The organism is Flavobacterium sp. Root186, from assembly GCF_001428525.1.
Lineage (GTDB): Bacteria > Bacteroidota > Bacteroidia > Flavobacteriales > Flavobacteriaceae > Flavobacterium.
The window spans coordinates 279,753-299,237 of record NZ_LMHW01000017.1 but is presented as its reverse complement, the minus strand read 5'-3'; the positions used below and the strand labels follow the sequence as shown (position 1 = coordinate 299,237).

General features: G+C 42.7%; 22 protein-coding genes. 6 read left to right on the top strand and 16 right to left on the bottom strand.

Features of this window, described 5'->3' with window-relative positions; all coding sequences use genetic code 11:
* Positions 1-6: 6 nt before the first annotated feature.
* From ASD98_RS23525 to ASD98_RS23515, 3 genes are read left to right on the top strand one after another with little or no spacing between them, the layout of a single operon-like run.
* Entirely contained in the window at positions 7-1,182 is a 1,176-nt protein-coding gene (locus ASD98_RS23525; RefSeq protein ID WP_056209750.1) for a hypothetical protein, read from the top strand.
* Complete coding sequence (locus tag ASD98_RS23520) at positions 1,175-1,903, top strand: PRTRC system protein B (RefSeq protein WP_056209748.1); 729 nt, start codon at positions 1,175-1,177, stop codon at positions 1,901-1,903. Before ASD98_RS23525 ends, ASD98_RS23520 begins: the two co-directional genes overlap by 8 nt.
* Positions 1,900-2,700, top strand: a complete 801-nt coding sequence (locus ASD98_RS23515; protein ID WP_056209745.1) for a PRTRC system ThiF family protein — start codon at positions 1,900-1,902, stop codon at positions 2,698-2,700. Before ASD98_RS23520 ends, ASD98_RS23515 begins: the two co-directional genes overlap by 4 nt.
* A 234-nt stretch (positions 2,701-2,934) precedes the next feature.
* Here the strand turns inward: ASD98_RS23515 and ASD98_RS23510 are convergent, their stop codons facing one another.
* The 15 genes from ASD98_RS23510 to ASD98_RS23445 form a co-directional block, all read right to left on the bottom strand.
* Entirely contained in the window at positions 2,935-3,285 is a 351-nt protein-coding gene (locus ASD98_RS23510) for a hypothetical protein (RefSeq protein ID WP_056209742.1), read from the bottom strand.
* 397 nt (positions 3,286-3,682) lie between these two features.
* On the bottom strand, positions 3,683-4,576 hold the full coding sequence (gene traN, locus ASD98_RS23505) for a conjugative transposon protein TraN (protein ID WP_056209741.1): 894 nt from the start codon (positions 4,574-4,576) through the stop codon (positions 3,683-3,685).
* Between the two features lie 23 nt (positions 4,577-4,599).
* A complete protein-coding gene (traM, locus tag ASD98_RS23500) occupies positions 4,600-5,880 on the bottom strand; it encodes a conjugative transposon protein TraM (protein ID WP_056209740.1) in 1,281 nt (426 codons plus the stop codon).
* Between the two features lie 4 nt (positions 5,881-5,884).
* Positions 5,885-6,154, bottom strand: coding sequence for a hypothetical protein (locus tag ASD98_RS23495; protein ID WP_056209738.1), 270 nt, complete (start codon positions 6,152-6,154; stop codon positions 5,885-5,887).
* A gap of 19 nt (positions 6,155-6,173) precedes the next feature.
* Positions 6,174-6,602 carry a hypothetical protein gene (locus ASD98_RS23490; protein WP_056209735.1) on the bottom strand — a complete coding sequence of 143 codons (429 nt, stop codon included), beginning with the start codon at positions 6,600-6,602 and terminating at the stop codon, positions 6,174-6,176.
* Between the two features lie 9 nt (positions 6,603-6,611).
* Positions 6,612-7,235, bottom strand: coding sequence for a conjugative transposon protein TraK (gene traK, locus ASD98_RS23485; protein ID WP_056209732.1), 624 nt, complete (start codon positions 7,233-7,235; stop codon positions 6,612-6,614).
* Positions 7,236-7,255: 20 nt separating this feature from the next.
* Positions 7,256-8,251 (bottom strand): conjugative transposon protein TraJ, encoded by a 996-nt coding sequence (traJ, locus tag ASD98_RS23480; RefSeq protein WP_056209728.1) that lies wholly within the window; start codon positions 8,249-8,251, stop codon positions 7,256-7,258.
* A 1-nt stretch (position 8,252) separates the two neighbouring features.
* A complete protein-coding gene (locus ASD98_RS23475) occupies positions 8,253-8,882 on the bottom strand; it encodes a DUF4141 domain-containing protein (protein ID WP_056209725.1) in 630 nt (209 codons plus the stop codon).
* Between the two features lie 27 nt (positions 8,883-8,909).
* Positions 8,910-11,414: a TraG family conjugative transposon ATPase gene (locus ASD98_RS23470; protein ID WP_056209722.1), complete on the bottom strand. Its 2,505-nt coding sequence runs from the start codon at positions 11,412-11,414 to the stop codon at positions 8,910-8,912.
* Positions 11,411-11,743 (bottom strand): DUF4133 domain-containing protein, encoded by a 333-nt coding sequence (locus ASD98_RS23795; protein WP_082577928.1) that lies wholly within the window; start codon positions 11,741-11,743, stop codon positions 11,411-11,413. The genes ASD98_RS23470 and ASD98_RS23795 overlap by 4 nt, the downstream gene beginning before the upstream one ends.
* A gap of 8 nt (positions 11,744-11,751) precedes the next feature.
* Positions 11,752-12,057 (bottom strand): DUF4134 domain-containing protein, encoded by a 306-nt coding sequence (locus ASD98_RS23465; protein WP_056209719.1) that lies wholly within the window; start codon positions 12,055-12,057, stop codon positions 11,752-11,754.
* Between the two features lie 209 nt (positions 12,058-12,266).
* On the bottom strand, positions 12,267-12,905 hold the full coding sequence (locus tag ASD98_RS23460) for a hypothetical protein (protein WP_056209716.1): 639 nt from the start codon (positions 12,903-12,905) through the stop codon (positions 12,267-12,269).
* A 2-nt stretch (positions 12,906-12,907) separates the two neighbouring features.
* Positions 12,908-13,180: a DUF3408 domain-containing protein gene (locus tag ASD98_RS23455; protein WP_056209849.1), complete on the bottom strand. Its 273-nt coding sequence runs from the start codon at positions 13,178-13,180 to the stop codon at positions 12,908-12,910.
* A gap of 10 nt (positions 13,181-13,190) precedes the next feature.
* The gene (locus tag ASD98_RS23450) at positions 13,191-13,628 is read right to left on the bottom strand and encodes a DUF3408 domain-containing protein (protein ID WP_056209713.1); all 438 of its coding nucleotides are present in this window, start codon (positions 13,626-13,628) and stop codon (positions 13,191-13,193) included.
* Positions 13,629-13,632: 4 nt separating this feature from the next.
* Complete coding sequence (locus ASD98_RS23445; RefSeq protein ID WP_056209711.1) at positions 13,633-14,400, bottom strand: ParA family protein; 768 nt, start codon at positions 14,398-14,400, stop codon at positions 13,633-13,635.
* A 737-nt stretch (positions 14,401-15,137) separates the two neighbouring features.
* Between ASD98_RS23445 and mobA the strand changes: the two genes are divergently transcribed.
* Complete coding sequence (gene mobA / locus ASD98_RS23440; RefSeq protein ID WP_056209708.1) at positions 15,138-15,575, top strand: conjugal transfer protein MobA; 438 nt, start codon at positions 15,138-15,140, stop codon at positions 15,573-15,575.
* A 2-nt stretch (positions 15,576-15,577) separates the two neighbouring features.
* Complete coding sequence (mobB, locus tag ASD98_RS23435) at positions 15,578-16,864, top strand: conjugal transfer protein MobB (RefSeq protein ID WP_056209705.1); 1,287 nt, start codon at positions 15,578-15,580, stop codon at positions 16,862-16,864.
* 60 nt (positions 16,865-16,924) lie between these two features.
* Here mobB and ASD98_RS23430 read toward each other — a convergent pair whose 3' ends face one another.
* Complete coding sequence (locus tag ASD98_RS23430; RefSeq protein ID WP_056209702.1) at positions 16,925-17,212, bottom strand: hypothetical protein; 288 nt, start codon at positions 17,210-17,212, stop codon at positions 16,925-16,927.
* Between the two features lie 188 nt (positions 17,213-17,400).
* Between ASD98_RS23430 and mobC the strand changes: the two genes are divergently transcribed.
* A complete protein-coding gene (gene mobC / locus ASD98_RS23425; RefSeq protein WP_056209699.1) occupies positions 17,401-19,419 on the top strand; it encodes a conjugal transfer protein MobC in 2,019 nt (672 codons plus the stop codon).
* Positions 19,420-19,485 lie beyond the last annotated feature (66 nt).

Here is a 19,485-nt window from a genome sequence, read left to right as displayed (position 1 = left end):
AAAGCCATGAATTATGCAAAAGACAATCCTATCGGGAACAGCGAGACTGTCCGTGCAAAAAAGACAAAAACAGGTTCACGCACAGCTCGCAGGGTTTATGGGTTGGATGCAGAGACCCAAGGACGCAGGCGAGGTGCAGAAAGACAAGCAAAGGTCAGTACCTGCGGGGATGCTACCGATGGTTTTCTAAAGGTTTCATTTCTGCCCAGAATACAAGAGAATAAAACGCTACAGGCTGGTCAGGATATTTCCAAAATGGAAAGTGATTTTTATAGCTCTCTTGACAGTCTAGCAGGGCGTTATAGTATTATGCCGATGGCGACCCGTCATTTTGAATATCCCTATAATATGGCATTGGCTGTATGGGATTTACAGGAAAAGCTCAAAAAAACTGTGGGCAACTTTTCCGAACTGCGTGCAATTCAGGATAGCCACAGAACGTATCTGCTCAGCGAGGAAAAATACACCACAGGCACAACGCTGTATTATATCCCAATTGAAGCGATTTACCAAATGCTCAGAGAACCGAAGCACAAACAAAATGCGCACCTGCTTTTATCGGTCTGCTCGTATCTGTATAATATTGCAGATGTGCCGTATTACAGACAGCAGGGCAGTTATCTGTACTGGCTCTATGAAATGCACAGGGAATGGACAGAAGAGGAGCAGGACAGGGAAGAAAACGAGCGGTATATTCGGGAGTTTGTCAAGGCAGAACTTATCGGGGACTGTATCGAAAAGAAGATTTTCAACCCCATAAATTTAGCCGTGTTTGAAGAGCGTTTAAAAGCGTTTAAAAGCCGTGATGACTTTGATAAGCAGTGTTTGGATATAGGCAAAAAAGCTTTTGCCATATACACCGATTATCCCAACGAGAGCATTTTTCGAAATGCACCAACACGTGACGAGGAGCAAGACGAAGAAACGGAAAACGAGAGTATCGGGATGGAAAAGTACATTTCCTTTATCTCCGATACCAAAGGATGGCTGTATGAAAGCATAGAGGAGAGCATCAACAGCGAGTTTAACGAGTACGGTGCAATGGACGAGCCGACCATTTTAAAATGCTTTGATGGTAGTGAATTGACAGAGAACAGCCTTGATTTTGAAAGCCGTCTGTTTAAAGTTTTGGACGATATGTGCGCTTTACTGTATAACTATAAACAGAACGAAAATGAATAATTCAATGGATAGAACAGAGGATTTCGGGACGCTCTACCACCCGAAATCCGCCCTTGTTTTCTATGAAAGTAAAGGTTTAGATAAAGAAGTATATGTAGAGCATTTTGACATGGATAGAAACGGCACGCCTATCAATGCTCATCCGCTCACAGAGCGTGAAGCAGGAGCACTCGCAAAAGCCCTTATGACCGAAAAGCAGAAGCAGACCGCCTTTTTGAAATCAGGTGGGATTCTGCCAACAAATATCCTGCATATTAATCCGAGCAGGGACAAAGGCGCTGTGATATGGTACACCAAATCCCAAAAAAGACCGCTTTATTTTATAGAGGGCTTGGGGATTCCGAGCGGTCAGGGGTTTGTGCCTCCCATGGTCTGGCAGGCGAGCAAAAACAGCCTGCGGGTATTTGCGCTTTTAAGTAACAGGAGACCTACGGAAAAAACACCGCTGTACCATGCACCATTTTTTAACATTTATGAGGACGGCAGGGTATGTATGGGTTCAGTCAGTATTGAGATAAAAGAATCTGCCTGCGTTGAGGAATTTACAAAGGCGTGGGAGGATTATTTCTTTAACAGCTACTTCAGCCACCTTATGGGAGAGAACAGCCCTGTAAAGAGCAACTGTGTGACCCTGTGGACAGACCTTGTTACATCGGACAGAACCTTTCCTACAGTATTATTGAAAAGCAGTAACAAAACACTTAAAAATTTATTGTCATGAAAACAAGCAAAACCAAAATGCATTTTACAGACGCGTATCTGATTAGCCCCACCAATCCCATTACCGTTAACCTTATTGGTGCAGGCGGTACAGGCTCAAAAGTGCTGACCGCCCTTATGGAAATGAACCACAGCTTTACAGCGCTCGGACATGCAGGGCTGTCGGTACGCCTTTGGGATGATGATATTATCACAAATGCCAATCTTGGCAGACAGCGTTTTGCGCCAAGTGAGGTCGGACTTAACAAATCCGTGGCACTTATCAACAGAGCCAACCGTTTTACGGGCACAAACTGGAAAGCGGAAACCGTAAAATTTGAGAGGGACAGCTTTGGAAAACTGCCCGAAAATGCAAAGGCACCAATTTATATCACGTGCACTGACAGCGTACGCTCCCGTTTTGACATTGCTGAAATATTAAAATACAGCAATCAAAGGTATCACAGGGACGACCCCAAATACTGGATGGATTTTGGCAACAGCCAGTATACAGGACAGGTCATCCTGTCCACTATTGGGGAAATCCCACAGCCCAAGTCCGAAAAATTTGAAACCGTGGAGCGCCTGCCTTTTGTGACAGAGGAATTTGGGGAGCTTTTACAGGAATCTGAAACGAAGGACGACACGCCAAGCTGTTCACTTGCCGAGGCACTAGAGAAACAGGATTTGTTTATTAATTCTGCTTTGGCGCAGATGGGATGCTCGCTATTGTGGAATTTGTTTCGTGAGGGCATGACAGCAAACAGGGGATTTTTCCTGAATTTAAAAGATTTCCGATCACAACCCATTCCAATATAAGCCCGAAATCGGGCGGCAAAAAGACACTCCTTCCTCTCGGGCGGAGCATCTTTTTGCGTTTAAAACGGTGGAGCGCTTTTGCCAAAATGCAGTGCCCGCTATTTTACCAAACCCGCTGCGGTTTTTTTTAAGGGATGTTCAGCATCCCTTTTTTTGTTTTTGGACGGGCTTCTTTTCTTTCCGTCAGCGGCCAAAGAAAAGAAGCAAAAGAAGACCGCCTTATTGTCCTGGCCTTTATTTTAATTGTACAATAGGCTCTTTTTTCCAGCGTGAAAATTCATTAAATAAGTGCTCTATTTTTTCAAACTCGATAAATGCAATGAGTTCTTCTTTGCACTTTGCTTTAAAGCCCCTGATACGTGTAAAATCCTTTAACGGTATATCGGCAAGATCACGAATAGTTCTGATCTCTAAGACTTCCAGTACGCTCTGAAGTCTTCTGCTAAAAGCAAATGAACTGTCGTAAAGCAGTTTCTGCCTTTCTTTTTCCGCTTTTTCTTTTCTGATTTGAGAAGGGGTGGGATTTGGATTTAATTCGTGCTTTAGCTTTTGAAGTTTTTTTTCGTAATGATCGATTTTACACATCAGTTCGGTTGTTGCTTTTACTTTTACTTTATTGCATGTTTTCTCGTAAAGCTACTCCACATACTGGGATGTAACCCCGTATTGTTCTGCCGCCTTGGTCAGGGGCATCTTTTCAACGAGTAGTTTCTGAAGTAAATCATATTCCTTTTCAGAAAGTACCTGCTTGGACATTTCTATATAAAACCTGTTGGTGCGGTCAATAACATTAGGCATAACAATACAAGTTAAATCCTTATTGCCAAAATAGGTTTTGGCTCTTGCAGTTCAATGCTAAGATACTAACGTTAATTGAGTTATGCAATGTATTTGCAGGAAAGGCTTAAGCTCAGGAAACAAAACAGCCCAAAGCAATGCTCCGGGCTGTAATACTTTTTAATTTCTAATTTTTTAATTGTTATTAAAATTTAAGGTGCATACTGTTTATCACCTTGGCTTTTACCAGATCTGAATTTTTAATCTTGAGTGTCTGGTGTCTCCCTCCGTTTTTCTCAAAAATCTCAATTAGCAGCAGTTTGTCATCCGCTATTGTAAATTGGTCAAAGAGAAACACATTTTGGTCTGTGGCTTTTCCGGGAATCTCATCAAGGGTTTTGTAAATGCGGAGCGGCACAATTGGCCTTTGCTGCGAGGCAGTTCGTCTGGCTGTTTTTTTATCTATCACCTTGAAACTCATAAAGTCAATGCTGAAAGGTGCATTGGTTTGGTTTTCAAGCTGCGTATGGAAATAGTATAGGCCGTTGTGAATATAGATTCCCTTTAGGCTGAACTGAGTACCGAAACTCTCCGATGCAATGTGTTTTACGATTCGCTTGTTGTTTTTGTAAATAGTTTCCAGGATCAAACCTGCCAGTGAGGGCGGTGTTTTTCCAAGCTCCTCAAAAAGAACATCGCTTGCACTGACTTTGTCGGAGTTCTTCCGCATCGCCATAAGATCATAGCTGAGGGTAGGCGGGTTGGCGCTGTACTGCACATTAAAATTGTAAAAACGGCCGTCATCTGTAATCACCGAAAAGTTGGTTTCCTCTTCAAAAGTCTTGACCGATGCCTTGACGCGAAGGACGTTTTCAGCATCCTCGGCCTTTGAGGCAATCAGGTATTCACTTCCAAGATCCACGTATCGGATAGCGGACGGGAAAATAAGATGGGAAGTTTTGTCATAAGTAACCTGCATATGGTAGGGCGGTATCGTTCCTAAATCAAGGGTCGTGGCTTCGTTTTCCTGCGCAGACGCAGCCAATGAATATGTTATTAAAAGGGCTGTTGCCCAAAATAGTTTAAATTGATTTTTCATAATTAATTTATTTTAGATTGCTTTTATTTTTTGGAAACCAGATACACCTGATGTCCTGCTTTTAAGGTCACCTTAGGCGTCCTCACTTTTTTGGCGAAATAGCCCGAGATGCCCTGAACCACCCCGCGGCTCAGGTCAGCGGCCACCTGCTGTCCTGCAGACTGTGTCATCATAAGGCTCGTGCCGGACTGTTGGCTCATGTTGCCCGCCATTTCAGTTAGGGCACTTCTTTCGGCAGAATAAGGAACTGGCACTCCCTGCTGGCCGTCAAGGTCATAAATAGTAATGTCTACCGGAATAATGGAGCCCTTCAGTTCGATGGAAGTGACTTTCAACTGCAGGCGGCCTGCCTGTATCTTCGCATTTGCCGTCACTATTGTGCCCGTTGCTATGATACGACCTGATATCCTTGCAGGCTCCAAAAGACGAAGGGAAACACCTGCCTCGCCAATAATAGTTTGTGTTTGGTGCACGCAGGCTTTGACGCTGTTTTTTGGCTGAAGCGTTTCTTGCATCGAACCTGCTGAATTAAACCCTCTGCCCGTGTTCCATTCTGCCATAAAAGTGCTATCGGACGCACGTTGATAAAGCGAGGAGACTTTGCTTTTTTTTTCAGGAACCAGTGCCGAAAAATTCTTCTCTTCTGATTCCGTCTTTGCTACTGCAGTGTTTTTGCCTGCACTCTCGACAGGAGCGGAGCCTGAGGGAAGGTATTTAGCTGCCATCTGATAGGATTTTTCCATAAGTGCCAGCTGGTCATCAACCGTGGCAGCTTTGGGAACTTCCTTTTGCGCGAGCTCCTGCTTCAGGTCCTCGAGCTCTCGGCGCAGTTCCTTGGTTTCTCCGTTGTCCTGCTGATAGAAAGAACCCAGCGTGCTTTGGGCAGTACGGTAAGTGTTTAGCGCCGGATTGTTAGTTTCTTCCGCGTCATCGGGCATTGATTGTTTCTGCTCAGCGTTATCCTCATTCCAGTAATCGGACAGCGTCGTTAAAGCGTTCTTTTTTTGCTCTTCTTTGTCTTCGAGTATTTCCTGCTCATACGCTTTCTGTTTGTCTGCCTGCAGTACAGATCCGCTTGCCTGTGGCACGCTGTCGTTCAGACCAATGCTTTCGATCTGCTTTTTATCCTTCGACGACTTAAAGATCAAATACATACATCCGATACATACAATTCCCATCAGTGTGAAAATTAGCGGTTTTTTAATACGCTCGACAGTTGTCTTTTTTTCATCAGGCAGAAACGAGGAACTGTTTTGTCGAGCCTCTTCTGAGAGAAGGGTTACCTTTTTTTTATTTTCTTTCATAATCCTATTTTTTTTTAATTGGCTTGAGGGAGTCCTGTAGAAACGCCGGACTTTCTTTCCGTGCCGAGGCAGGATTTTCGATATGTTCTACAGCCATATTGTTTCTCGCGTATGCAGTATCGCGGCATACGTTGAAAATGACAACTGCGGTCAGCAGCACGTACGCTGCAAAAAAGTACAGTATTACCTGATGTTGCCTTTTTATTGGCATTGCTTCCCAGTTCCTGTCAAGCCCTTCCAGCCATTGGTTTATATTTGCTCTCAATTTATTCATAACCTTGTTATTTTTGTTCTCAAAGCTTAAAACGCTTTGGACATTTATCTGTTTTTTGGTGCTGTTCATCATTGACCAAGGCGACTGCCTGCGAAGCGCTGGGCGCAGATATAACAGACAGGTTTGTCAGTTCCGTTTTTTTCTGCAGCTGTCCAAATTGGTCCTTCCTTGCCACCTGCATTCTGTTGAGAGAAAATTTACCGTTCAGGTATTTTACCAGCATAATGCATCGTACACTGGGCTTGTCTTCACCTGACCATTGCAGGTAGCCTGTCAGCAGCAAGTCCTCTTTAGGCAAACTGTCTTTTCCATTTTTGCAGTTTTCAAGGTATTCGCTGATGCTGTCTTTTAACTTTCCGGCATGCGCACCCTGCGTATGGAAATAGCCGTTAAATCCTTTTTCAGTCAGGATTCTCGCAAATGTGTCTAAATCTAATAATGCTTCCATAAGATTTTTTTAGCGTTCGATGACTTCTATATCCCTGTTTTCAACCACCGCAAACTTTTCAATATTAAAACCCTGCGGGTTATTGTCCGAGCGCACCGAGTTTACCAGAAGGCAGGATGTAACCAGACTGCGGCTGGTTACATTACTCGAACGTATGATAATTTGCCTTGCATAGCTCCGCACCACATAGGGGTAAGTCTCGAAATTGCAGACCACGCTGTCCATCTCAATACGCTGCTGTACATTGCCTGATATAATCCGGTTGTAATAACCTTTTTCCAAAAGGTCCTTGTAGTAGTTAAAGGCACTTTTATCGGCAAGGCTAAATGCCCTTTTCATATTGCTTTCAATAGCATTTTTGTCCGGGGCGAGAGTAAAGAAGAGCTCGTGAAAACGCCTTACGTGCTCCCGGGCTTCCACAGGACGGTTGATCGAGGCGTCCTGAGCGAGTGCGAGCATGAGCGATTTGCCATTGTCCAACACATAAATTTTCTGGCGCTGCTGCTCGGCGAAACCATACGATCTCCAAAGCGCGTATCCGGTCACTGATGCACAGAGCACGGCAAATACGATGGCATAGAGCCTTATCTGCCGGAAACTGTTTTCTATATTTCTGAGTGTTTTAAATTCCATTTTTATCGAATGTTTATTGGTTACTTATTCATCAGCCTTCCAGCAATGTTGCCTGCGGTCGAACCCGCTCCAGCGCCTGCTATATTTCCGGATTTCATGGCGGTCTGATGGACATTTTTTAAAAAGTTTCCTCCGCCGGTAGAGTGTATCACCCAGCTTGCTACTGTTGGAATGGTAAAATAGCCCACTATGCCGATAATCATAAAAATGATGTATACGGTGTTTGAGGTGTCGGGCACGAAAGTGGGATCGGCAAGCATTTCTATGTCCCTTTCAGTGATAAGGGACTGGATCCTGGCCAGCATCGAGCTGAACAGGTCCGCTACTGGAAGCCAGAGATAAACGCTGACATACCTTGTAATCCACTGCGTGAGAGTTGACTGGAATCCATCCCAGACTGATATGGCAAATGCGATAGGCCCCAGGATGGACAGCACTATGAGAAAGAAAGTGCGTATGGTGTCGATCACCAGCGCTGCAGCCTGAAATAGTATTTCGAGCAGGTTACGAAACCAATCTTTTATTATTTTCTCTATCTGATAGGTCTGCCTGTCCATGTACATTCCGGCCATAGTCCCGATGTCCGAAGGCGACCAGCCCAGCTCGTCCAGTTTCTTGTCGAACTCCGCGTCCGATACCATATAGACGGTTTCGGGATTGCGGATCATCGCTTCATGCTCCAGTAGGTCTTTTTTTTCCTGCAGATTGTTCAGGTCCAATACCTGATCTTCCAGAATGCTATGTGTTCCCTGAACTATCGGGCTTAATACGGCATTGATTGTACCCAGCACGATCGTCGGGAAAAACATGATGCAGAGACCCAGTGCAAAAGGGCGCAGAAGCGGGTAGACATCAATAGGTTCAGCGCGGCTGAGTGCCTGCCAGACTTTCAAGGCCACAAAAAACAGCGCCCCAAGTCCTGCCAGTCCTTTGGCCACCGCCGCCATATCGGCGGACAGTGGCAGCATCTCATCATACAGCGAGCGAAGGACCTCATGAAGATTATTGAATTCCATATTACCAGTATTTTTGGTTTGGGGTGCCATAAAGCTCAAGAACCCTTTTGGTGCTGTTCTGCTTTTTAGCTCGCAGGATACTCACCGATATATTCTTATTGGTGTAGTAGCGCACCAGGCTGTGGTATTCTTTTACCTCTTTGTATACACGGTCGATAATGTCCATTCGCTCTTTATCACTGAGTGACAGGCTCGAGGAGGTGACAATCTGTTTGAGTTCTTTCAAAAGCTCGGTACTCTCTCCCAGCAGCGCCGAATATCCCTTGGCAATGGCGGTGAGTTCTCTTGCCGAAAAGTTTGGATCATTAAGCATCCTTCCGAAATTCTGCACATACATTTCCGATACATCGCCCACCAAAAGGACGGTCTGCTGTACCTTGCGAGCGTCTTTTACCAGATTGTTAATCGCCTGCAGTTTGTCGTAATATTCTTTGCCCTGCTTGTATACCTTTTCGACTTCCTTGAAATTTTTGACCACATTGCTGACTGTTGAGGAAGTCTGTATGATCTCGTTGGCGCTGTTGAGAATCCCCGAGGCTAGATTAGCCGGATCGGTAACCACAAACTGGGCTTTTGCTGGCGCCGAGGCAAGCATAATTGCCGCAGACACCATAAATAGTATTTTTTTCATTGTTATCGATTTTTTAATTGTTATTGATTATTGATTTTCCTGTTCGCGGCGCCTGCTGGCGATCTGCTTGATGGCGAGCTCTACATTGCCGCCAAGTTCAGCGGCAAGCTGTATCACCTCCATTTTTTCTGTTTCTTCTGTCGTGTACGCGAGATATTCCTCAGCGGAAACTTCTGTAGCATAGACAGCCGAGTGCGTCCCTCCAAGCCCGATCCATACTTCTTTGTAAAGACGTGATGCATCGTTGTTCATATTAATGGATAACACCTGCGCTTTTTCCTTGTCTGTTAGTCCGAGCATGGCCTGTATATCATCAAATTTGTTCATGTATTTGCGCTGATCCAGAAGTATCTTGCAGTCCGAATTATTGATGATGCTTTCCTTAACAATAGGGGATTGGATAATGTCATCAACTTCCTGGGTCACCACAATGGCCTCGCCAAAGAACTTCCGGACAGTCTTAAATAAATACTTTATATAATTCGCCATACCTTCCTTTGCAATAGCTTTCCAGGCCTCTTCAATCAGGATAAGTTTTCGAATGCCCTTAAGCCTTCGCATCTTGTTGATGAACACTTCCATAATGATGATCGTTACGATTGGAAAGAGAATTTTATGCTCTTTGATCGCATCAATCTCAAAGACTATAAAACGTTTGGAAAGCAGATCCAGTTGCTTATCGGAATTCAGCAGGTAATCATACTCGCCGCCTTTGTAATAAGGCTCCAGTACATTAAGAAAATTGGCAATGTCAAAGTCTTTTTCCCTTACCTGTTTTTCTATCAGCACGTTTCGGTAATCTCCCTGAACATACTCGTAAAAGCCATTGAAAGACGGAAAGGTGTCATCTCGCTTGATCTTTTCGATATAGCCACTTACGGCATTGGACAGTGCCACTTCCTCGGAGCGGGTGGGAGGCTCGTCATCACGTTTCCATAATGTCAGTATGAGCGTCTTGATACTTTCTCTTTTTTCAATATCGAAAACTCCGTCATCGGTATAGAAAGGGTTAAAGGCAATGGGATTGTCCTCGGTATAGGTAAAATACACCCCGTCTTCGCCTTGGGTTTTTCCATTGATCAGCCCGCACAATCCCTGATAGGAGTTACCGGTATCAACCAGCAGGACATGGGCGCCTTGTTCATAATACTGCCTCACCATATGATTGGTGAAAAAAGACTTGCCGCTTCCCGAGGGACCGAGTATGAACTTGTTGCGGTTGGTAATGATACCGCGTTTCATCGGCAAGTCGGAAATGTCCAGATGGATAGGTTTTCCCGTCAGCCTGTCTGCCATCTTGATGCCGAAAGGCGATGGGGAATTATGGTAATTGGTTTCTTCTGTGAAGAAACACAATGCCGGTTCAATGAAGGTGTAAAAGCTTTCCTCGCTTGGAAAATCTCCTGCATTGCCGGGCATACCCGCCCAGTACAGCGCCGCCGTATCAGTAGTATTGTGCCTTGGCTTACATTCCATAAGGGCCAGAGCGCTCCCACAGTCGTTTTTCAGCTGTTTGACTTCGGACGGGTCGTCCGACCATGCCATGATATTGAAGTGTGCGCGGATTGACGACAGCCCAAAGGAATGCGCTTCATTCAGATAGCGTTCTATCCACTGTTTGTTAATCTGATTGGCACGGCTGTAGCGTGCCAGCGAGTGCATGTTTCGGGCGGACTTCTCAAACTTCTGCAGGTTCTCCTCACTGTTGTCCAAAAACAGATACTGGTTGTAAATGTGATTGCAGTTCAGCAGCAGTCCCACAGGAGCTGCAAAAGATAAACGGCAGTCGCTGCGGTCTGTGGACAGTTTTTCATATCGCGTATCAGCTGATACCGATGAGGGAAGGTCCTCTGTGTCGGAAAGTGTATGAAGGCACAGCCTGTTATTTCCTACGCGTACCTCTTCACTGCCCAGCACAATATCCTGCATCGAGGTACCTGATTCCTTTGAAAGGGTTAGGTACTGTTCCAACAGCCCCGGCCTGCCTTGTTCACCTAAAATATCTTCTTCGCTCATACGGCTGATTTTGACAAATCCGCAGTCGTTTATAATGCGCTCAAACTGAGCGACGGCTTCCATAAAACGGTTAACTGTTTCTTTATCCCTGATTTCTTTTGGTATCAGTACACCTTTGCATAGTGAGGAGAAATTGCTCTGCATCCGCATACGCTCTTTAGTGGTCTTGGTAAGAAACAGATAACAGTAATCGTTGAGGAACGGGCGCTCATTAAAGTGCCGCTGATAAGACCTGGCCAGAAAACTCTGTACATCCTTGTCCATTTCAGGATCATAGTTCTCCCTGATGTACCAATCCTGTTTATGGACAATTGTAAAATCGGGTAGGGTCTTAATAGCCTTATGCCAGGCAGAATGAATCGCTTCATATTCGGCCGAAGCCACAGTGAAGAGTTCAGGCAGACGGACTTCAAAGCAGGCGGTAATATCCGCATCCTTAGAAAGGATGCAGTTGTTCTCTACTGCCAGCAGCGGAAATCTGCTTTCCAGTGTTGTGGTCTTGGCTGCGTTTCTCATACGATGCTGGATTTAGCGGTTGATCTTAAATAACGTGGTACTGGCTTGCGGCAGATGATGTAACGGGGGTGTCTTTTTTTTGCCCCAATTTTCATCAGTCCGTGTTCCCCGTACTTTCTGTTCAGCGAGAAGGTCTGCCAGACAAGTAGCGAGCTGCCGCCTGCGCTGAGAAAAAGACAGATATAGGAACTCGTCCCGGCCATGTATAAAATCATGACCAGGATAAGTATTCCAAGCAGCCCTCCTGCGAAGATGAACAGGTACTGTGCCTTGAGTCCCCTGAACTCGACTGTTCTTCCTATGCCTTTGTTGATGTTGTAAGTATTCATAGGCAAGGTTAAAGGAAGAAGGAGCGAAGGATGGTAGCCGCGACAATAAGGAAGATACAGGCGCCGAACCAGCTCGCCGCGGTTTTTGAGGTGTCGGGATCTCCGCTGCTGAATTTATTGTACACCTTGACCCCGCCGATCAGACCAACCACAGCTCCAATGGCGTAGATGAGCTGTGTAGCAGGATCAAAATAGGAGGTAACCATTTGGGTGGCTTCCGTGATGCCTGCTGTTCCGTTTCCCTGCGCCGATAACTTTAAGGATGACAGTAGTATGATTACTGCCGGCAGGAATTTTTTTCTTTGTTTTTGCATAATGAAACACTTTAGATTGTTACTGTATTCCCGCTCTACGCGGGCTCTGGCAACAAAAGTGTAATGAATATCGAATGCCTGTAGTGAAGTGGCTATCTGTGGAATCAGTTGACTAGCTGTGGCGCTATTCTTAGTGTTTGGGCATAAAAAAAACGTCAGACATTTTAAGTTTGACGTATTTAGTTAAACGAGAAAAGGAGTATGCCCTTTCAGACATACTCCCCAATATCAAATTCATTTAAATTAATGTTCCGCAGATAGGAAGATCTTGAATCCTTTTCAAAAGAAAGGCTCCCGTCCAATAGTTCGGCTATTTTTCGGGAAGCACTTTCTATGGAATTTTCCAGCAGGCTGAATAATTCGGTTCCTTGTATTTTCTGAACTAACGCTATCGCTGTTTCCTGTTGAGAGGGCTCCAATTTATCTTTTTGAAGCAGCATCCCCACGGAGCTTAGTTCCTCGAAGGTAACCCCTTGGGCAAAACCGTCATCTGCGCCGGATATTCCATACCTGTTCCATTCTTCTTCTTCCTGTTCAAAATCAGGCATATTACTGAAAACTTCATCCAGTTCTTCCTGCGGAATTTGAACAACTATGTTTTCATTTTCGTCGTATTCAATGTCAAAATTATGGGGATCCACCTCTGTTTCCTCGATTTGGCTTTCATTGGCATTGTTTGGGACTGAAAGGCTTCTTACAGGCTTGGGCTGACCCATAATATCTGGCAGGTTCGGGTTAACTTTTTCTTTTTTCGGCTGCTGTTGCCTAAACCTATTTTGAATGATAATCTTGTCCTGCATAAGAAGGACTATGACTATTAGCAGGCATATCACAATAACTGTTTCCATAATCAAAGAATTGTTTTTTGTTTTTCAATATGCAGCGTCTCTATATCCTCTCCAAAATCCTGAAAATGCTGCGTTAGTACATTATACATGTAATCTGAGATTGTGATTTTTCCATCGCCGAGAATAAAAACAATACGGGATATCTTCCTGTGAAAATCCTCACTGATATATACCGACTTGCCGTTTCTGGCTATAAATTCTGTTGGTTGTAAAAAAATGTCTTTGTATTGCCCGATTTGTACAGGCAGCTTGGTTTTCTTAAATAAATTTTTCATAATCATAATATTAAAAAATGGGTTTAAACTTTTCATTAAAATCTTCAGTAATTGCTTTCTCAAATATTTCAAAATGATGTTCGAGAATATTGTCGAGATAAGCATACAGCGGTATCTGATCTTTCCCTATTACCTGAACAATGCGGGACAAACGTTCGTGATATTCCTGACGTATGTAAATACTCTTCTCTCCACGCTTGGTCATTGAGTGGGTTTTCAAAAAGTGGCTCCCATAACTTCCGTCAACACTTTTCTTTGCTCGGTTCTTTTCCCTTTGTACAGGTTTAATCGACAGTGACTCTTCCTGTTTTACATCTATCTTTTGTGTCTCTTCCATTGGTTCAGGCGGAAACTGTATCCCTTCTTTTTTAACGCCGTCAACCATCAGGTCCATCATCAATTCTTCATTAATGTCCGGCGGGGTTTTTCTCTTATTTTCCTTTTCCATAAATCTACAATTGAATAATTTTTAAAAATTCGTCTATGAAAAGGTCTAATTGACATGCTTTCATCAAGCGTTCATCTGGAGGCATTATCGTGGAACGGAAAACGGTTTTGCTGTCTGCTTCACTTTCTTTGCGAAAACGTGTGCTGCTTTTGATTTGGCTTTGCATAAGGCTTAAACCTAATTGTTCAATAAGTTGGTTATACACTTTATACAAAGGTGTGCTTTCCCTGCCGTCAACCTGGTTCCAGAACAGGTTAATAGTTTCTATGGAAGTTTCCCCTTTTTTCATAATCACATCCTGCAAAAGCTGTGTGAAGATCAGTGTACTTTCCATTACCACACGGTCGGCCGTGATCGGGCTAAAAATGTGGTGCATTCCTGCCAATGCTTTCAGGATGCCGGGCGTGTTTACGGTTCCGGGCAGGTCGAAGAATACAACATCAACGGGCGTAGGAGAATCATTTACAAACTCTTGAGCTGCTTCCAGTACGCTGTCCGCTTTGTACGGCATAATGGGATAGGCTTTTTTGCTGAGGGTAGTAAACTGTCTATACGCCAGCTTTTTTAAAGCCTCGTTTTCCATTACCATTGCCAAATCCCTTGTCTTCATTTTCACAAGGCTATGCTGTGGAAAATCCGCATCAAATACGGCTACGTTATAGCCCAACCGATAGTGCAGCACACTTGCTAGAAGGGTTGTAAATGTACTTTTGCCAACACCGCCTTTTTGAGAAGAAAAGGCGATAAACAGAGGTTTCTTTTGTGTGTTCATATTTTAGAATTTAAAGTTGATATATAGCAATACAGTTTGGAGGTTACATTGATTTCATATTGACAACTTAGCAGGATAGCTGTAAGGTCGGCCGGCATTTCTGATTGCCCGCTTTTTTTAAGTACAGCATCACTGCATTCACTCCTGTATCTAGTCAGGCGGGAATTCCATCTTGCTTATATTCTTTCAGCTAATCCTTCAGGAATTCAGGATAGTCTCACGTCATGCCGTCACGCTTTCCAACATTACCGCATTGTTGCGATCTTGCATTCTTGCAATCATGAAAACCAGACGATATGCAATCTGGAATGAGCCAAATATACATGTCCTGAAGTACGGGCTGATTGTCCTCCTGCCAACATTCAAACACAAAGGACTAATCATTTTTGTTGAACTGTATGAGTGTGGCATTGCTTGTCGCTTAAAGGAAGTGTTTGGTACTTCTTCATATTACAATCCTTTTATAAACAGGGATTTACTTTGTAAAATGAATTTTTATTAAAGGATTTATGCAACGACTACTGAAAAAACGGAGCATAATGAAACGGCTTCAAGCCGTTTTCCCTGTTACATTTAATCCGTCCCGAAGGGCGGATTTTTGTGTTCACCAGAACACGGCAAGTTGTGTTTTGAGGCACTCTAAACCGAGTTAGTGCCTCAAAACAACTTGCCTTGCCGGGGGCTGAAAAAACCTTCCGAAGTCAGGTTTTTATATAAAATTTAATAATGGATAAATAATGAGGGAGAACAATAACAATAAAAAGCACAAGGGTGGACGCACGCCCAAAAGCGACCCGAGCATCCACCGCCATGTATTTCGTCTGACGGATACGGAAAATGCCAAACTTTTATCGCTTTTTGAAACATCGGGAATTCCCAACAAAGCAAAATTTATCACCTCGCTGTTGTTCAGCAAGGAGATGAAAACGATTAAAATTGACAAAGGAACAGTTGATTTTTATATGCGGTTGACTTCGTTTCACAGTCAATTCCGCTCCGTAGGCGTCAATTATAATCAGATTGTAAAGCTATTGTACCATCATTTTTCCGAGAAAAAGGCGGCGGCTTTTCTCTATAAATTGGAAAAACAAACTGCTGAAATGGCGGCACTATGCCAAAAAATCATAAAGATAACTGAAGAATTTGACGCAAAATATCTGAAAAAACAGCCTTAGAAATGATAGCAAAAATCGGAAGAAGCGCAAATTTATACGGAGCTTTAGCCTACAACCAGCTCAAAGTTGAGAATGAAAAAGGGGAGATATTGTATGGCAATAAGGTAATTGAAACCGCTAGCGGTAATTATTCCGTTGCACAATTAGCCCAATCTTTTACTCCTTATCTCATTGCCAACCGCAATACAGAGAAACATACGTTGCATATCTCGCTTAATCCCGATCCGAAAGACAAAGTAAGTGACGACAGGTTCATGGAAATGGCAGATGCGTATATGCAGGAAATGGGTTATGGACAGCAGCCTTATGTGGTGTTCAAACATACTGATATTGACCGAAGCCATATCCATATTGTATCGGTGTGCGTTGATGAACAGGGTAAAAAGATTTCGGATAGTTATGAGAAAATGCGCTCTATGAACGTCTGCCGTGAACTTGAAAGGAAATATGGATTGATACCTGCAACAGATAAAGAGCATAAACAGATAGACAAAGTTTTCCGTCCTGTAGATTATAAGGCAGGTGATGTTAAAAGTCAGATAGCTTCCATAGTTCGTCATCTTCATAACTACTATCAATTCCAAACTTTAGGAGAATTTAATGCCTTGCTTTCTCTTTTTAATATTACCACAGAAAAAGTGCAGGGCGAGTTGAAAGGAAAAATGCAGCAGGGTTTGTTATATATCCCTTTGAATGAAAAAGGCGAAAGAGCCGGACATCCTTTCAAGGCTTCTTTATTTGGAAAGAATGCCGGACTGCCGGCTCTGGAATTGAATTATGCAAAATACAAAGAAACTTTAAAAAACCACCCGGCAAAGCCGACCATTAAAGCTGCCGTTACCATTGCCCTGCAATTAACAAGTGACGAGGAGGCTTTTAAAAAACAGTTAGTGGAGCAAGGAATTAATGTGGTGGCACGTAGAAATGACACAGGACGTATTTACGGAATTACCTTTATAGACCATAATTCTAAAACAGTGTGGAACGGCTCCAGATTGGGAAAAGAACTATCTGCCAATATTTTTAATGATTATTGGAACAATAATATCTTGCCTGAAATTAAAGGCCCGGTTAAATTGCAATCAAAAATATCCACAGCAAATAATGCAGATCTTCCGCCAGATGAACCTCATCATTTGTTCGACTTCCTGAATACTGCGCAAAAGCACGAAGGCGATTTAATTGATGCATTTGGTACCTTATTGCCAGAAGCCAATGGAGAAGATTATCAGGAACAAGATTTTGCTAATAGAATGAAGAAGAGAAGAAAAAAGAGGGAAGGCAGATAAGGATAGAATCAAAGCTATCCGAAAAGCCGACGGTTTTATCGGATAGCTTAGTTAAAAAGGCTAAAGTAAATTCCAGTTTTGAGCCACAAAATTATTTAGCTGGTCTCTCATTACAATGCTGCTGGCTTCAGATAGTCTTATTATTCTCTCGACCTTTTGAAAACTTGCTTTGGTTTTCGGAACCTGATAGTTCTTTACAAAAGCATCGCAAAAATAGACGACTTCATAGCGTTCTTTTTTATTTACACGTTCTCTGTCACGAATAGCCGTGTAATTGGGATTGTCACCAGTGGTGGTCGTGTTTACATAATCACTATTGACTAAGTCATTTTCATCAAATTCTACCATAATTTATTAATTTAAAATTTCCTAAAATTAAGAGCTTTTAAAAAGCAGTTATTACGGTTTTCCGTAACCTTAAAATTTAAATTTTAACAAATCAGTCAAACACTGCCGCTTGCCGCCATTTTCAACCACTTTAATACTAGCAGTTCTTATCGTATTTAAATTCATGAAACAACATTAAATGTTTTGAGATGCAGGGAGAAGATGATTTAAGAGGATTAGCCAAAATTATGGCTTTTATGCGGGCAGTAAGTATCCTATTGATATTGATGCACCTTTATTGGTTTTGCTACGGTTACTTTATAGATCGGGGCTGGACATTGGAGGTAATCAACAAAATATTAGGCAATTTTCAGCGTACCGTGGGATTGTTCTCGCATACTCTTTATACCAAAGTATTTGCCCTGGTGTTATTAGCATTAAGCTGCCTGGGTTCAAAGGGAGTTAAAAACCAGAAGATAACATGGGCTAAAATTTATATGACTTTAGCAATTGGCTTTGTTCTGTTTTTTCTGAACACACCTTTATTAAGGCTATCAATAACTATCTCCATAATTCTTTATATCCTTAGCACTAGTTTAGGTTATATCGCTTTAATGGTATCCGGCGTCTGGATGAGCCGCTTGCTTCGGAACAATCTAATGGACGATGTTTTTAACAACGAGAACGAAAGCTTTCAGCAGGAAACTAAATTGATGGAAAACGAATATTCTGTCAATCTTCCCACGAAGTTTTATTATAAAAACAAATGGAATGACGGTTGGATAAATATTGTAAATCCTTTTCGGGCAACGATTGTCTTAGGTACTCCAGGCTCAGGAAAATCGTATGCAATTGTAAACAATTACATCAAACAGCAGATTGAGAAAGGTTTTTCAATGTACATCTACGATTTCAAATTTGATGACCTTTCTACCATTGCATATAATCATTTATTGAAGCACAGCGATAAATACAAAGTACAACCAAAATTCTATGTCATCAACTTTGATGACCCCCGAAAGAGCCACCGTTGTAATCCTCTTAATCCTGATTTCATGACGGATATCTCGGATGCTTACGAAGCAGCATATACGATAATGCTGAACCTCAATCGTAGCTGGATACAGAAGCAGGGCGATTTTTTCGTCGAGAGCCCGATTATACTTTTGGCTGCAATCATTTGGTACCTGAAAATTTATGACGACGGTAAATATTGCACATTCCCACACGCGATAGAACTCTTGAATAAAAAATACTCAGACGTATTTACGATTTTAACCTCATATCCCGATTTGGAAAACTATCTGTCGCCTTTTATGGACGCGTGGCAGGGAGGTGCACAGGATCAGTTGCAGGGACAGATAGCCTCTGCAAAAATCCCTTTGTCAAGAATGATTTCGCCTCAACTGTACTGGGTTATGACAGGAGATGATTTTTCATTGGACATCAACAATCCCAAAGAACCTAAGATATTATGCGTAGGCAATAATCCTGACCGCCAAAATATCTATTCTGCTGCGCTGGGATTATACAATTCACGTATCGTTAAACTCATTAACAAAAAAGGCCAATTGAAGAGTTCTGTTATCATAGACGAGCTGCCCACTATATACTTTAGGGGACTGGATAACCTTATTGCAACCGCCAGAAGTAATAAGGTGGCTGTTTGTTTGGGCTTTCAGGATTATTCCCAGCTGACAAGGGATTATGGCGACAAAGAGAGCAAGGTAATTCAGAATACTGTAGGTAATATTTTTAGCGGCCAAGTGGTCGGCGAAACTGCAAAAAGCCTGTCGGAAAGATTCGGGAAAGTATTGCAGAAAAGGCAGAGCATGAGCATCAACCGCAACGATACATCAACTTCAATATCAACTCAATTGGACAGTCTTATACCGGCTTCCAAAATATCCACCCTGACACAAGGCTTTTTTGTTGGTTCTGTATCAGACAATTTTGATGAACGCATCGAGCAGAAAATTTTTCATGCTGAAATTGTCGTGGATAATGTAAAAGTTACTTCAGAAACTAAAGATTATCAAAAAATTCCTGAAATCTTATCTTTTATTGACGAAAACGGGAAAGACAATATAAAACAGGCAATAGAGGAAAATTACAGGCAGGTAAAAACGGATATTATACTAGTTATAGAAACCGAATTGGAACGTATAAAGAATGATCCAAATTTAAAGCATTTGATACAAAAGGATAGGACTAAGAAAAGCGAGTAAAATTAGATGCTAAGTTAAAGTTTTGACCAGGGCCAGGCTTTTCTGTAAGTCCAAAATAAAACAAAA

Bases quoted from the DNA above. Each gene is read 5' to 3' on its own strand.
- ASD98_RS23455 (WP_056209849.1), bottom strand. From the start codon at position 13,180: ATGAAAAATTTATTTAAGAAAACCAAGCTGCCTGTACAAATCGGGCAA.
- traJ (WP_056209728.1), bottom strand. From the start codon at position 8,251: ATGGAATTCAATAATCTTCATGAGGTCCTTCGCTCGCTGTATGATGAG.
- ASD98_RS23490 (WP_056209735.1), bottom strand. From the start codon at position 6,602: ATGGAAGCATTATTAGATTTAGACACATTTGCGAGAATCCTGACTGAA.
- ASD98_RS23445 (WP_056209711.1), bottom strand. From the start codon at position 14,400: ATGAACACACAAAAGAAACCTCTGTTTATCGCCTTTTCTTCTCAAAAA.
- ASD98_RS23515 (WP_056209745.1), top strand. From the start codon at position 1,900: ATGAAAACAAGCAAAACCAAAATGCATTTTACAGACGCGTATCTGATT.
- ASD98_RS23525 (WP_056209750.1), top strand. From the start codon at position 7: ATGAATTATGCAAAAGACAATCCTATCGGGAACAGCGAGACTGTCCGT.
- ASD98_RS23450 (WP_056209713.1), bottom strand. From the start codon at position 13,628: ATGGAAAAGGAAAATAAGAGAAAAACCCCGCCGGACATTAATGAAGAA.
- ASD98_RS23495 (WP_056209738.1), bottom strand. From the start codon at position 6,154: ATGAATAAATTGAGAGCAAATATAAACCAATGGCTGGAAGGGCTTGAC.
- ASD98_RS23475 (WP_056209725.1), bottom strand. From the start codon at position 8,882: ATGAAAAAAATACTATTTATGGTGTCTGCGGCAATTATGCTTGCCTCG.
- traM (WP_056209740.1), bottom strand. From the start codon at position 5,880: ATGAAAGAAAATAAAAAAAAGGTAACCCTTCTCTCAGAAGAGGCTCGA.
- ASD98_RS23430 (WP_056209702.1), bottom strand. From the start codon at position 17,212: ATGGTAGAATTTGATGAAAATGACTTAGTCAATAGTGATTATGTAAAC.
- ASD98_RS23520 (WP_056209748.1), top strand. From the start codon at position 1,175: ATGAATAATTCAATGGATAGAACAGAGGATTTCGGGACGCTCTACCAC.
- mobC (WP_056209699.1), top strand. From the start codon at position 17,401: ATGCAGGGAGAAGATGATTTAAGAGGATTAGCCAAAATTATGGCTTTT.
- ASD98_RS23465 (WP_056209719.1), bottom strand. From the start codon at position 12,057: ATGCAAAAACAAAGAAAAAAATTCCTGCCGGCAGTAATCATACTACTG.
- traN (WP_056209741.1), bottom strand. From the start codon at position 4,576: ATGAAAAATCAATTTAAACTATTTTGGGCAACAGCCCTTTTAATAACA.
- ASD98_RS23470 (WP_056209722.1), bottom strand. From the start codon at position 11,414: ATGAGAAACGCAGCCAAGACCACAACACTGGAAAGCAGATTTCCGCTG.
- ASD98_RS23510 (WP_056209742.1), bottom strand. From the start codon at position 3,285: ATGTGTAAAATCGATCATTACGAAAAAAAACTTCAAAAGCTAAAGCAC.
- mobA (WP_056209708.1), top strand. From the start codon at position 15,138: ATGAGGGAGAACAATAACAATAAAAAGCACAAGGGTGGACGCACGCCC.
- traK (WP_056209732.1), bottom strand. From the start codon at position 7,235: ATGGAATTTAAAACACTCAGAAATATAGAAAACAGTTTCCGGCAGATA.
- ASD98_RS23460 (WP_056209716.1), bottom strand. From the start codon at position 12,905: ATGGAAACAGTTATTGTGATATGCCTGCTAATAGTCATAGTCCTTCTT.
- mobB (WP_056209705.1), top strand. From the start codon at position 15,578: ATGATAGCAAAAATCGGAAGAAGCGCAAATTTATACGGAGCTTTAGCC.
- ASD98_RS23795 (WP_082577928.1), bottom strand. From the start codon at position 11,743: ATGAATACTTACAACATCAACAAAGGCATAGGAAGAACAGTCGAGTTC.